Raw genomic sequence first — 12,457 nt, 5'->3', positions numbered from 1 at the left:
CGATGTCCGCCGAGGACCAGGCACCGGTGCTGGCGGCCGACGACATCGTCGCCGGTTACGTCCCCGGTGTCGACGTGCTGCGCGGATGCAGCATCGAGGTGCGGCCGGGGGAGGTGGTCGGCGTGATCGGCCCCAACGGTGCCGGCAAGTCGACCCTGGTCAAGGCCGTCTTCGGGTTGCTACGGGTGCGCGGCGGGACCGTGCGGCTGCGCGGCGAGGACGTGACCGGCCGGCCCGCACACGAGCTGGTCCGGCGGGGCGTGGGCTACGTACCGCAGCTTCAGAACGTGTTCCCCACGCTTACCGTCGAGGAGAACCTGCGGATGGGGGTCTATCTACGGCCCAAGGACCACGCGCGCCGGGCCGCGGCGGTCGAGGAACTCTTCCCCGTGCTGGCCGACCGCCGCAAGCAGAAGGCCGGCGCGATGTCCGGCGGCGAACGCCAGATGCTCGCGATGGCCCGCGCGCTGATGATGGAGCCGCAGCTGCTGCTGCTCGACGAGCCGTCGGCCGGCCTGTCACCGCTCCACCAGGACCACGTCTTCGACCGGTGCAGAATGATCAACAGCGCGGGCGTCGCCGTGCTCATGGTCGAGCAGAACGCCCGCAGGTGCCTTCAGCTCTGCGACCGCGGTTACGTCCTCGACCAGGGCCGCAACGCGCACACCGGTACGGGTACGGCCCTGCTGCACGATGAGAAGGTGATCGAGCTCTACCTCGGCACACTCGCCCGCGTCCGTTGACTCCCGCTGTCGGTCCTCCCGGTCACTCCTCGGCCCTGCTGGTCTCGGTACGCAGGGTCTGCAACGCTCCCTTGTCGTCGTAGCCGTACACCTCGATCGCCGCCTGGCCGGGTTCGCCCTTGTCGGTGAAGTCGAGCGGACCGCTCACACCGTCGTAGTCGATGTCCCTGCCGTCGGCGAGGAGCTCCTTGCAGGCGGCGAACGAGTTGCACTTCTCGCCGTCCTTGGTGATCCCGTTCATCTCCTTCACGTACTCGGCGGGATCGTCGGACTCCGCCTTCTCGGCGGCGAGCGCGATCGTCGTCACGCAGTCGAACACCTGCGGCGCGAACTGCAACTCCTTCAGCTTCGGCGCGAATTCCTTGAGGTCCTTCACGTACTGCTCGTTCTCCGCGGATGCCGGCGCGGTTCCCTTCATCCCGGAGAGCCTCTCCGGCTGGCCCGGGGCGACCAGCGAGGGCAGTTCCTCGCTGCGCAGTCCGTCGGCGCCGTAGACGCCGATCCGGTCGGGCCCGAGTCCGGACTCGATCATGCCCTGAAGGATCTGCGTGCCTTCCTCGAAGGCGATCACCACGGCGGCGTCCGGCCTGGAGTTCTCGATCTGCTGGACGACCTGGTCGAAGTTGGTCGCCTTCGGGTCGTAGGTCTCGGCGAGCGTCACGGTCGCACCGCGCTCCTCCAAAGACTCCCGGGTGGCATCCATCAGGCCGCGCCCGTAGTCGTCCGCCCGTGCGACCAGGGCCACGCGGTTGTGGCCGTCGTCGCGGACGACATCCGCCAGGATGGGCCCCTGCAACGCGTCGCTCGGGACGGTACGGAAGTAGAAGCCGTCGTCCTCGTAGTCGGTGAACGTGGGAGCGGTGTTCGAGCCCGAACACTGCACCACGCCCGCTCCGGTCACCCGGTCGATGAACGACAGCGACATGCCGGAGGCCGCGGCGCCGATGATCGCGTCCACGCCTGCCGCGAGGACCCGGTCCGCCGACTGGGCGGCAACGGCCTCCTGGCCCGCTTCGTCACTGGAGACGACAGTCGGAATGGGTTTGCCCAGGACTCCGCCGGCGTCGTTGATCTTCTCTATCGCGAACTTCAACGACTCGATCTGGGGCGGGCCGAGGTAGGCCAGCTGTCCCGTCTCCGGCAGGACGTAGCCGAACTGGAGTTCGCCATCGCCCGGGTCGGCCTGGGCGGTGCCCGTCGTACCGCAGACGGCTATCACAAGAGCGGCCGCGCTTGCGAAGATCGCGGACCGCCGTATCGACGCTTTCATCTCCGTCTCCGCTCGTTACAGGCGACGGTGGTCGACTGGCCGGCCATCCGCCCGCCATCTGTACTTGAGCGTAGAACTCATTCGAAGTCCGGAAAAGTATAAAACGTACACTTTTTCGATTGATTGTGCTGTCGCCTCGGCCCTGCGTTCCCTCCACGGGCCACGCAGGGCCCTTGATCACGACTGGAGGCGGTCCCTAGTCGCGTACGGCGACGCGCTCCGCCTCCCTGGGAGTGGACTGGGCGACCACGACGGAGGGCTGTTCCCGTCGGTTCCGCAGGCCCGTGAGGGTGATCAGCAGGCCGGCGAGGGCGATGAGCGTCACGACCACCAGCCCGGGCCGGTAGCTGTCGAGGACGGCCTGCGGGGACGCGTGGGCCTGCTCGGGGGCGTTCGCGGTCACCACCGCCGTCACCACGGCGAGGAAGATCGCGCCGCCCACCTGGACCGAGGTGTTGAGCAGGCCGGAGACCATGCCCTGCTCGTGCTCGTCGACGCCGTTGGTGGCCTGGACGTTGAGGGACGGGAAGGTCAGTGCGAAGCCCGAGCCGACCAGCAGCATCGTCGGCAGGATCACCGCCGCGTACACCGGGTCGAGATCGATGCGCAGGAACAGCACGTAACCGGTCACCATCAGGGCGAAGCCCAGCACCATCAGCCGGGCCGTGCCGAACCGGTCGATGACGGCCCCCACCTTCGTCGCGGACAGTGCCACCAGCGCGCCCGCCGGCAGGAAGGCCAGGGCCGTGTGCAGCGCCGACCAGCCGAGCAGCTGCTGCATGTACAAGGTCACCAGGAACTGGAAGCCGATGTAGCTGCCGACGAACGTCAACGCGCCCAGCTGAGCCCGCACTTGGGGCCCCGAGCGCAGCACGCCGAGCCGGATCAGCGGGCTGGGGCTGCGCCGCTCGACGGCGACGAAGGCCGCCAGCAGGGCGGCGACGGCGGCGAAGGACAGGACGGTCCGGGCCGAGCCCCAGCCCACTTCGGGTGCCTCGACGACGGTGAAGACGAGCAGCAGCATCGAGGCGGTGCCGAGGACGGCGCCGGGGATGTCGTAGCCGCCCTGGCCGCGCTCGCGCTCACTGCGCGGCAGCAGCTTCAGGCCCACGAGCAGGGCGATCAGTGCGATGGGGGCGGGCAGGAGCATCGTGAGCCGCCAGCTGGCCTGAGTGAGCAGGCCGGAGAAGACCAGGCCCATCGAGTAGCCGGTGGCGCCGCAGGTGGTGTAGATGGCCAAGGCGCGGTTGCGCAACGGGCCTTCGGGGAACGTCGTGGTGATGATCGACAGGCCGGCGGGGGCCGTGAAGGCGGCGCTCAAACCCTTGATGAAGCGGCTGGCGATGAGCAGCGGTCCCGAGTCGACGAGGCCGCCGAGCAGCGAGGCCAGCGCGAAGACGCCCAGCGCCACCAGGAAGACCTGGCGCCGGCCCAGCAGGTCGGCGGCGCGTCCGCCGAGGAGCAGCAGACCGCCGTAGCCCAGGATGTAGCCGCTGACGATCCATTGCAGCGCCGAGGTCGACAGGCCGAGGTCGGCACCGATGGAGGGCAGTGCGACGCCGACCATGGACACGTCCAGGGCGTCCAGGAACATCGCGGCGCAGAGCACCAGCAGGGTGCCCCAGAGCCGGGGAGTCCAACGCCCTTCGGAGGCGGGGGAGGTGAGCGGAGAGGTCATGCCCCGAGACAATACATGCGCATGCATGGAATGCAAGTGCATTTAATTCGGATGCAACAAAACCCGGTTCTCTGTTACGGTGCGGCGCATGGCGGCGAAGCAGGCCGAGCAGGCGCTCGTGGAACAGTGGCGGGACATTCTGGCGCTGCACGCGCGAACACAGTGTGAACTCGACCGGGTTCTGCACGAACACGGCCTGTGCGCCAGCGACTTCGAGGTGCTCGACGTCCTCGCCGGTTACCGGGCGGCGAAGGGCACTTCCGCCTACCGCGTCCAGGAGATCTCCGAGCGGGTCCATCTGAGCCAGAGCGCGTTGTCGCGGCTGATCGTCCGGCTGGAGAAGGAAGGGCTCGTCGAGCGCTGCATGTGTCCGGAGGACCGGCGGGGTGTGCGCGTCGCCCTCACGGCGAAGGGGCGCACGCTGCACGGTGAGGTGCTGCCCGTGCAGCGTGCGGTGCTGGCGCGGATGCTGGCGGACGGCTGAACGCCGTCAGATCCCCGATGTCTCCCGCCACAGCTCGGCGAGCGCCCGGTCGCCCGTGACCGACGGCAGGGGAGCCCGGTTCCACAGCGCCAGGTACAACTGCTCGGCCGGGCCGGACAGTTCGCACTCCGCCTCCCCGGACGCGCCGCGCGTGGTCACGGGCGGCGCGGAGGACAGCCGTACGGTCCACACCGCGTCGGTGTCGTCCGTGCGCACGCGCAGGACGCGCGGCTCGTCCGTGCGCACCCGGCTCCTTGAGCGGGCGTGGAAGCCGCGCAGCAGTTCGTCGATGCCGTCCGTCGCGAAGTCCGGGGTGACGGCGGTGGTGCCGGCCCCGCGTGCGGACTCCGCGTCGACCCGGTGCACGGCCGTCTCGTGCGCCTGCCGCCGGGTCCAGAAGGCCAGCGGGGACGGCGCGGGCAGGAAGAACCAGCACTCCACATCGGGAGAGGCGGCGGCCAGCGTGCCGACGAGGTGGCGGTGGCTGTCGCGGTACCAGGCCACGAGCTCCGCGCCGTCGACGTCCGGGACCCCACCCAGCGGGCGGCGCTCGTTGTGCCCCTCGGCGACGTACGACGCGGCCCAGCGGTGCACCGCGCCCGTGTGCCGCAGCAGATCACGCACCTGCCACCCCGGGCACGTCGGAACCTTGGCGTCCGTCCCGGCCTCCTCGGCGGCCGCGGCCAGCAGCCGGCCCTCTGTCTCCAGCGCTTGAAGGAACTCTGCGGTCTCCATGGCGCGAGTCTGCCGTATGGAGCACGCTCCAAGCGCCGGGATTTCCCGGGGGACGCTACGGCAGCGGTGTGCCGCCCGTGGCGTTGACGATCTCGGCGGTGATGTACGACGCCTCCTGCGAGGCGAGGAAGACGTACGCCGGAGCCATCTCGGCCGGCTGCGCGGGCCGCCCGATGGGCGCCTGCTCGCCGAACTTCTGGGTGTCCGGCATGGTGGCCGGGATGAGCGGCGTCCACACCGGGCCGGGCGCCACGGCGTTGACGCGGATGCCCTTGTCGATCACCATCTGCGCCAGCCCCTGCGTGAAGGTGACGATCGCGCCCTTGGTCGTCGCGTAGTCCAGCAGATGCGGACTGGGCTTGTAGGCCTGCACCGACGTTGAGTTGATGATGCTGCCGCCCTCCGGGATGTGCGGCAGGGCCAGCTTGCACAGCCAGAACATGCCGTACAGGTTGGTGCGCATCACCCGGTCGAACTGCTCGGTCGAGATCGCCTCGATGCCGTCGGGCTGCGACATCTGGTACGCCGCGTTGTTCACCAGGACGTCGATCCGGCCGAACTCCCCGACGGCACGGTCGACCAGCGCCCGGCAGTTCTCCTCCTCCCGCAGGTCGCACGAGACGGGCACGGCACGCCGCCCGGCCTCCTCGACCAGCCGGGCGGTCTCGGCGGCGTCGTCCTTCTCGTCGTCCAGGTGGGTGAAGACCACGTCGGCTCCCTCCCGGGCGAACGCCAGGGCGACCGCGCGGCCGATCCCGGAGTCCCCGCCGGTGATCACGGCCTTGCGGTCGGTCAGCCGGCCGCTGCCCCGGTAGGACCCTTCACCGTGGTCCGGGGGCGGGTCCATGGGGCCGGTCCAGCCCGGGTGCGGCTGGTCCTGGGAGGGGAACTCCGGGGTGGGGTGCTGGTTGCCGGGATGCTGCTGATCAGTCACGGGTCTGCCTCCTCGTCCATGGTGTACGGCCCGGTGATCACAACGGGCGAGGCCCCGGGTACCCCGATGCCGGGGTACGGATCACCTGGCTGCGGACCTGATCGGCTGTGCTTGGTCAGCTCGGGGTGAACGCCTTGGCCGCGGCCGTGAAGGCGGTTGTCCAGCCGGAGGTGATGATGCTCGCGATGTATCCGTCCGGCCGGACGAGGACGAGCGTGCCGCCGGTGATGCCGTAGATGCCGTTCAGCCGGCCGGTGGTGTCGGTGAGGACGCCGTCGTCGTCGATGCCGCGTCCGGCGCGGACGGCGTAGCGGCGCCGTCGGCGGGCCAGGCCGGCTCGGGCCGCGCCGCCGCGCCGCGCCGCGGCGGCGTCGGGGCCGAAGGCCGGGAGCGTGCAGTGCGGCCCTAGGTAGGCATCGAACAGGCGTCGGACATCCCGCCCGGAGCACGGCGCGTCCGGTGCCCGGTCGCCGACGTTCAGTGTCCCGGTGGCCGGGAGTGGACGGGAGCGAGCGGACCGCCGTGGCAGGAGAGATCGAGCTGGCGTTCCTCGTCTCCGCGCTCGAGGCCGGAGACACGGTGCCGGCTGAGGTGTGCGTACAGTTCGCTGGACTTGCCGAGCGCGCGTGCGGCGACGGGCAGCCGCTCGGCTTCGTAGCTGTCGCGGAGGCTGTCCGGTGCGCCGGCGATGACCTGGCCGAGTTTCCAGCCGAGGTTGGAGGGGGTCAGTGCCTGGATCCCGACGTCGTCGATGAGTTTCAGGGCCGTGTCGATGATCCGGCCGACGTCCATCGGAGGGCGTCCGCGCCGGTAGGCGGGGGCCCGTTTTCGGCTCGCCCACCAGGCGGGGCTGCTCGGTACCGGCGGAGTCTCCGAAGACATGAAGCGGTCATTTTTTCAGCGGCCGGTCTCCGCGTGAGCGCGTTGAGGAGAGGAATTTTTCGGCTCCACGGTGTCCGTCAACTCCCTGCGCGCCGCTTGACGCCTGGACGCCGTCGGCCCGGTGCGCCGGATCAGCGCTCCGCGGCGCGGCGCGTCGCGAAACCGATGAGCGCGGCCACGGCGGCGAGGATCGCCACGCTGGTGAGCGCGGTCGGGAGGGAGAACCAGTCCGCCATGAACCCGATGGCGGGCGGTCCCAGCAGCATGCCGCCGTAGCCCAGCGTGGAGGCCGTGGCGACTCCGCTGGGGCCGGCGAGCGCGCCCGCGCGTTCCACGGCCACGGGGAAGAGGTTCGCGAGGCCGATGCCCGTGACCGCGTATCCGAGCAGGGCCGCCCACAGGGCGGGGGCGAGCGAGCCGAGCAGCATCCCGGCCGCCGCCGTGGCACCGCCGACCACGACGGTCCGGGTCCGCCCCAGACGCTCCAGGAGCGTCGTGCCGGTCAGGCGGCCCACCGTCATGGCGAGCGCGAAGCAGGAGTAGCCGATGGCCGCGGCACCCGGCGAGGCGTCCAGGTCCTCTTCGAGGTGCAGGGCGCCCCAGTCGGCCAGTGCCCCCTCCCCGTACGCGGTGCACCCGGCGATGAGGCCGAAGACGAGCACGAGTCCCCGGGTCCGGCCGTCCAGGCGGCGCGGGGCGCCCTCGGCGGGACGCTCCCGCTCGGGCGGTACCGGGGGCTCGTGCCGCAGGAGCGTCGGGCCCGCCACGGCGGTCACGAGCAGTCCGACGACGGTGAGCAGCAGCAGGTGCCGGGTGGGGGAGAGGGACCCCGCGACCAGGGCGCCCAGCCCCGCCCCGATCATGCCGCCCAGGCTGAACGCGGCGTGGAAGCTCGGCATGATCGGCCGCCGCATCGCGGCCACCAGGTCCACGGCGGCGCTGTTGAAGGCGACGTTGATCCCGCCGTACGCGGCGCCGAAGACCAGCAGGACGAGGCCGAGAGCGAGGGCCGAGTGGGTCAGCGGGGGCAGGGCGACGCTGAGCGAGAGCAGGACGGCGCAGGCGACGGTGACCCGGTGGTTGCCGTAGCGGCGGCACAGGCGGCCGGTGAGCACCATGGTGACGACGGCCCCGGCGGAGACGCCCAGGAGGGCCAGGCCGAGGGCGCTGGCGGAGGCGTCGGTCTGTTCCTTGATGGCGGGGATGCGCACGACCCAGCCGGCGAAGACGAAGCCGTCGAGGGCGAAGAAGACGGTGATCGCGGTGCGGAGTCGGGAGAGGGAGTTGCCGTTGCCCGGCACGGCACTGTGCGTTCGGGGTTTGTTTATTTGCGGCACAAAATCAGGCTAGGCGGGCGCCGGCACTACGACAAGGTGCGCAGCCGGGATGACAAGGTGCGCCGCCGTGACGAGAAGGTGCGACGCTGGGACGAGAGCCATCCGCCGAGGGAACTCGGGAGCGTACATGGGACGTGACGTGCCGGCCCTGGTGTTCACACGGGAGGACCGCCGGCGGTACCGGGCCAAGATGCAGACCGACCTCGAAGTGCTGGCCCGGATGCTGCGCGAGTCCAGCTTCGAGAGCGAGCGCCCCCGGGTCGGGCTGGAGATCGAGCTCAACCTGGTGGACGACCACGGGCTGCCCGCGATGCGCAACACCGACGTGCTCCAGGCGATCGCCGACCCCGCCTGGTCGAGCGAGCTGGGCCGCTTCAACCTGGAGATCGACATCCCGCCGCGGGAGCTGACGACCGGCGGCCCCGGGGCCTGGGAGCAGACGATCCGGGATGCCCTGAACCACGCCGAGGACCGCGCCTCGGCCGTCGGCGCGCACCTGATCATGGTCGGCATCCTGCCCACTTTGGAGGAGGCGGACGTCAGTGAGGCCGCCCTCTCCGGTGACCCGAGGTACCGGCTGCTCAACGAGCAGATCTTCGCGGCGCGGGGAGAGGACCTGCGGATCCAGGTCGACGGTGCGGAGCGCCTGTCGACATACGCCGACACCATCACTCCCGAGGCCGCCTGCACCAGCACCCAGTTCCATCTCCAGGTCGCACCCAAGCAGTTCGCGGACTACTGGAACGCGGCCCAGGCCATCGCCGGCGTACAGATCGCCCTCGCGGCGAACTCGCCCTTCCTGTTCGGCAAGGAGCTGTGGCGCGAGACCCGTATCCCCCTGTTCGAGCAGGCCACCGACACCCGCCCCGACGAGATCAAGGCCCAGGGTGTGCGGCCGCGGGTGTGGTTCGGGGAGCGGTGGATCACCAGCGTCTTCGATCTCTTCGAGGAGAACGTGCGCTACTTCCCGGCCCTGCTGCCGCTGTGCGACGACGAGGACCCGCAGCAGACGCTCGACCGCGGCGGCGTTCCGCAGCTGGGCGAACTGACCCTGCACAACGGCACGATCTACCGCTGGAACCGCCCCGTCTACGCCGTCACCGACAGCGGCCCGCATCTGCGCATCGAGAACCGGGTGCTGCCCGCCGGCCCCACCGTGGCCGACATCATCGCCAACGGCGCCTTCTACTACGGCCTCACCCGCGCGCTCGTCGACGAGGACCGGCCGCTCTGGACGCGGATGTCCTTCTCGGTCGCCGAGGAGAACCTGCACACCGCGGCCCGCGACGGCATCGACGCCCGCCTGTACTGGCCCGGCACGGGTGAAGTGCCGGTCACGGAGCTGGTGTTGAGGCGCCTGCTGCCGCTGGCCCACCGGGGGCTGGAGCTGGCCGGCATGGACGCGGCCTGGCGCGAACCCCTGCTGGGCATCGTGGAGCAGCGCTGTGTCACCGCCCGCAACGGCGCCCTGTGGCAGGCGGAGACGGTTCATCATCTGGAGAAGGCCGGCGTCTTTGACCGGCGCGAGGCCCTGCGGCAGATGACCACGACGTACATGGACTACATGCACATGAACGCGCCCGCGCACACCTGGCCCGTGGACTGACCCGCCGTGACACCGCCGGGTCACGCGGGGCTGGGTGCGGCCCGGCCGCCCCATTCGTCGGCGCCGCCCCACTCCTCGGCGGCCGTCAGCGGGACGGGGGCGGGCGGCTCCGCCGACGTCGTCAGCTCGATCCGCCGTCCCTCGGCCGACGACCGCAGGAGCGCGGTCATCGTCTCCACCACGTGCAGGGCGAGTTCGCCGTTCGCGCGTGGCGCCCGCTGCCCGTCGGCGGCGATGAAGTCGAGCAGCCCGACACCCCGCGCGGCGTCGACGTAGCCCGCGGACGGCGGGAGCGTGCGCCACTGTGTGTCGCCGAGTTCGAAGAGCCGTACGTCGCCGTCGAAGCGGTTCGGATCCGGGACGGCGAGGGTCCCCACCTCGCCGTGGACCTCGATCGGGGACGCCGTGGTGGCCACCCCGTCGAAACTCGTCGTGATCGTCGTCAGCGTGCCGCCCACGTGCTCCAGCACACCGGAGACATGGCTGTCCACCTCCACCGGTATCCGCTCTCCCGTACGCGGACCGGAACCGATGACCCGCTCGGCGCGCAGCCTGCTGGACGCCCCCGTCACGGCCCGCACCGGACCCAGCAGGTGCACAAGGGATGCGAGGTAGTACGGCCCCATGTCCAGCAGGGGGCCGCCGCCCTCGGTGTAGTAGAAGTCGGGGTGCGGGTGCCAGCGTTCGTGGCCCGGGGTGACCATCACGGCCGACGCGAACAGGGGGCGCCCTGTACGCCCCGCCGCCAGGGCCGCCCGCGCCGTCTGAACCCCCGTGCCGAGCACGGTGTCCGGCGCGCACCCGACACCGACGCCCGCCTGTGCGGCGGCCGCCATGACGGCGTGCGCGTCGGCGAGCGTGGCGGCGAGCGGCTTCTCCCCGTAGACGTGCTTGCCGTGGCCGATGGCCCCGAGGGCGATCGCGGCGTGCGCCCCGGGGGTGGTGAGGTTCAGCACCGTGTCCACGTCCGGGCTGCTCAGCAGCTCCTCGACGGTCAGCGCCCGGACGCCGGGCAGTTCGGCGGCCACCGCTGCCGACCGGGAGGCGTCGAGGTCGGCGACCGCGGTCACGCGCACGGCGGAACGGCCGGCGAGCGTGTCCAGGTACGCGCGGGAGATGACGCCGAGCCCTACGACGCCGATGCGGTGCGCGTCGCCCACAGCATGCCCCTCTCGATGATGGTGCGGACCTGGGGGTTCTCGAGCACCTCGACGCTGTGCCCCGGCGTCGTCACCACGATCCGCCCGGCGCCCCACCGGCGGGTCCAGACCGCCGGTGAGGTGACCGGCCGGTGCCAGGGCTCCCACGGCCGGGTGGGGTGCGTGGTGGTGGCCAGGACGTCGATGAGGCCGTCGTGGAGCACCCAGTACTGCTCGGTGTGCAGCTCGAAGTCCTCGATGCCTGCGGTGACGGGGTGCTCGCGGCCGGCCTCGGTGAGGGTGATGGTGTGCGGCAGGAAGTTGTCCTCCGGGCCGCCCCGGCGTTCGCACGGCTCCTTACCTGGATGCGTGGCGAACTGCCCTCCCACCAGGTGGAGATAGTCGGAGGAGGCGCGGAACGAGTCGGCGATACCGCCGTGCCAGCCGGTGAACCCGGTGCCGGCCACGACCGCCGAACTCAGCCCCGCGAGCTGCTCGCGCGTGATCTCCGACATCGTGACGCACTGCACGATCAGGTCGGTCCGGGCCATCTCGGCGGCGTCGGCGTAGACATCGGTCGACTCCTCGACCCGGACGGCGTATCCGTTGCTCCGCAGGAAGGGCAGGAACAGTTCCGTCGCCTCGACCGGCTGGTGCCCTTCCCAGCCGCCTCGGACCACCAGGGCGTTCTTCAGCGTCATCGTGATCTCACTATGCGCAGGGCGTCCGCGCTCACGAAAGAGGGCCGGGCCTCACGAAATTTTCGCTGCCGAGGCCCGGGCGCCGACCGTCCAACAGGCCGCGGTGAAGCGGACGTCCGAGCCGTGCACGAAGGGCTCGAAGGCGGCGTGGACCGTCTCGACGACCCGTCCGCGGGTCTGCTCGTCCACCTCGGGCAGGTACATGCCGAGCGGACCGAGCCGGGTGAAGTAAGGGACCAGTTCCTTCTCGGGCAGGGTGCAGACCACGTCGACCGGCCGGATGTCGATGCCGTCCCAGCCGCTCTCCGTCAGGATGCGCCGCACCTTGTCCGGGTCCGCGAAGGCGAACTGTCCCGGTTCGTCCGGACGGCGGACGGGCAGGTCCGGGAGCAGCGGTGCCGCGGCGCGCTGGGCCGTCGTCATGAACGGGTTCTCGGCCGGGTCGCGCCAGACGACGAACCGAAGCGCGGCGTCGTCCCTGGCGGCGCGTCGGAGGTTGGCGAAGGCCCGGACCGAATCGCGGAAGAACATGACGCCGAACCGCGAGATGACGGCGTCGAAGGTGCCGGGTTCGAAGGCGTGGTCCTGAGCGTCGTCGCAGACGAACGACGCCGGTACGTCCTCCTGTTCCGCGTACTCCCGGGCGGTGCTGATCATCGGATCGGAGATGTCGATGCCGGCACAGCGACCCGCCGGGCCGAGCCGTCGCGCGACGGCCAGCGTGATGCCGCCCGTGCCGCAGCCGACATCGAGCACATGCCTGGCCTGTTCGGCGGCGACGGCATCGACGAGGAGCTCCTCGAAGGGCCTGAACATCTCGTCCAGCACTCCCTTCAGCTCGCCCCAGGCATGACCGGCGCGCCCTTTCCAGCGCGCTGCCTGCTCGTCGTCGTTCCTGCGCGCAGCGTCCATGGCTGTCTCTCCTTCTGGTTGCCTACGTCCTACCGG

General features: G+C 70.9%; 12 protein-coding genes. 3 read left to right on the top strand and 9 right to left on the bottom strand.

The window, feature by feature from the left end; all coding sequences use genetic code 11:
* Window positions 1–2: 2 nt before the first annotated feature.
* Complete coding sequence (locus V8690_RS03905; protein ID WP_338775903.1) at window positions 3–743, top strand: ABC transporter ATP-binding protein; 741 nt, start codon at window positions 3–5, stop codon at window positions 741–743.
* A gap of 22 nt (window positions 744–765) precedes the next feature.
* On the opposite strand, the gene V8690_RS03900 is transcribed toward V8690_RS03905, so the two are convergent.
* Both V8690_RS03900 and V8690_RS03895 read right to left on the bottom strand, forming a co-directional pair.
* Entirely contained in the window at window positions 766–2,013 is a 1,248-nt protein-coding gene (locus V8690_RS03900) for an ABC transporter substrate-binding protein (RefSeq protein WP_338775902.1), read from the bottom strand.
* A 196-nt stretch (window positions 2,014–2,209) separates the two neighbouring features.
* On the bottom strand, window positions 2,210–3,691 hold the full coding sequence (locus V8690_RS03895) for an MFS transporter (protein ID WP_338775901.1): 1,482 nt from the start codon (window positions 3,689–3,691) through the stop codon (window positions 2,210–2,212).
* 88 nt (window positions 3,692–3,779) lie between these two features.
* On the opposite strand from V8690_RS03895, the gene V8690_RS03890 reads away from it, so the two are divergent.
* Window positions 3,780–4,175 carry a MarR family transcriptional regulator gene (locus tag V8690_RS03890; protein WP_338775899.1) on the top strand — a complete coding sequence of 132 codons (396 nt, stop codon included), beginning with the start codon at window positions 3,780–3,782 and terminating at the stop codon, window positions 4,173–4,175.
* Between the two features lie 6 nt (window positions 4,176–4,181).
* On the opposite strand, the gene V8690_RS03885 is transcribed toward V8690_RS03890, so the two are convergent.
* The 4 genes from V8690_RS03885 to V8690_RS03870 all read right to left on the bottom strand — a co-directional run bounded on the left by V8690_RS03885 (window position 4,182) and on the right by V8690_RS03870 (window position 8,027).
* A complete protein-coding gene (locus V8690_RS03885; protein WP_338775898.1) occupies window positions 4,182–4,910 on the bottom strand; it encodes a maleylpyruvate isomerase family mycothiol-dependent enzyme in 729 nt (242 codons plus the stop codon).
* Between the two features lie 55 nt (window positions 4,911–4,965).
* The gene (locus V8690_RS03880; protein WP_338775896.1) at window positions 4,966–5,844 is read right to left on the bottom strand and encodes an SDR family oxidoreductase; all 879 of its coding nucleotides are present in this window, start codon (window positions 5,842–5,844) and stop codon (window positions 4,966–4,968) included.
* Window positions 5,845–6,321: 477 nt separating this feature from the next.
* Entirely contained in the window at window positions 6,322–6,726 is a 405-nt protein-coding gene (locus V8690_RS03875; protein WP_338775895.1) for an FAD-dependent monooxygenase, read from the bottom strand.
* A 131-nt stretch (window positions 6,727–6,857) separates the two neighbouring features.
* Complete coding sequence (locus tag V8690_RS03870) at window positions 6,858–8,027, bottom strand: MFS transporter (RefSeq protein ID WP_338775894.1); 1,170 nt, start codon at window positions 8,025–8,027, stop codon at window positions 6,858–6,860.
* A 163-nt stretch (window positions 8,028–8,190) separates the two neighbouring features.
* Here V8690_RS03870 and V8690_RS03865 point away from each other — a divergent pair, with 163 nt between their 5' ends.
* Window positions 8,191–9,669, top strand: a complete 1,479-nt coding sequence (locus tag V8690_RS03865) for a glutamate--cysteine ligase (protein ID WP_338775893.1) — start codon at window positions 8,191–8,193, stop codon at window positions 9,667–9,669.
* Between the two features lie 20 nt (window positions 9,670–9,689).
* Here the strand turns inward: V8690_RS03865 and V8690_RS03860 are convergent, their stop codons facing one another.
* Genes V8690_RS03860 through V8690_RS03850 form a run of 3 tightly spaced genes read right to left on the bottom strand, consistent with a single transcriptional unit; the run spans window position 9,690 to window position 12,421 of the window.
* Window positions 9,690–10,829 carry a Gfo/Idh/MocA family oxidoreductase gene (locus V8690_RS03860; protein WP_338775891.1) on the bottom strand — a complete coding sequence of 380 codons (1,140 nt, stop codon included), beginning with the start codon at window positions 10,827–10,829 and terminating at the stop codon, window positions 9,690–9,692.
* On the bottom strand, window positions 10,799–11,509 hold the full coding sequence (locus tag V8690_RS03855) for a ThuA domain-containing protein (RefSeq protein ID WP_338775890.1): 711 nt from the start codon (window positions 11,507–11,509) through the stop codon (window positions 10,799–10,801). The genes V8690_RS03860 and V8690_RS03855 overlap by 31 nt, the downstream gene beginning before the upstream one ends.
* A 51-nt stretch (window positions 11,510–11,560) precedes the next feature.
* Complete coding sequence (locus V8690_RS03850; RefSeq protein WP_338775889.1) at window positions 11,561–12,421, bottom strand: class I SAM-dependent methyltransferase; 861 nt, start codon at window positions 12,419–12,421, stop codon at window positions 11,561–11,563.
* Window positions 12,422–12,457: the final 36 nt, after the last annotated feature.

Origin of the sequence: Streptomyces sp. DG1A-41 (genome assembly GCF_037055355.1) — a bacterium.
GTDB lineage: Bacteria > Actinomycetota > Actinomycetes > Streptomycetales > Streptomycetaceae > Streptomyces.
This window is presented reverse-complemented; position numbering and strand designations above follow the sequence as displayed.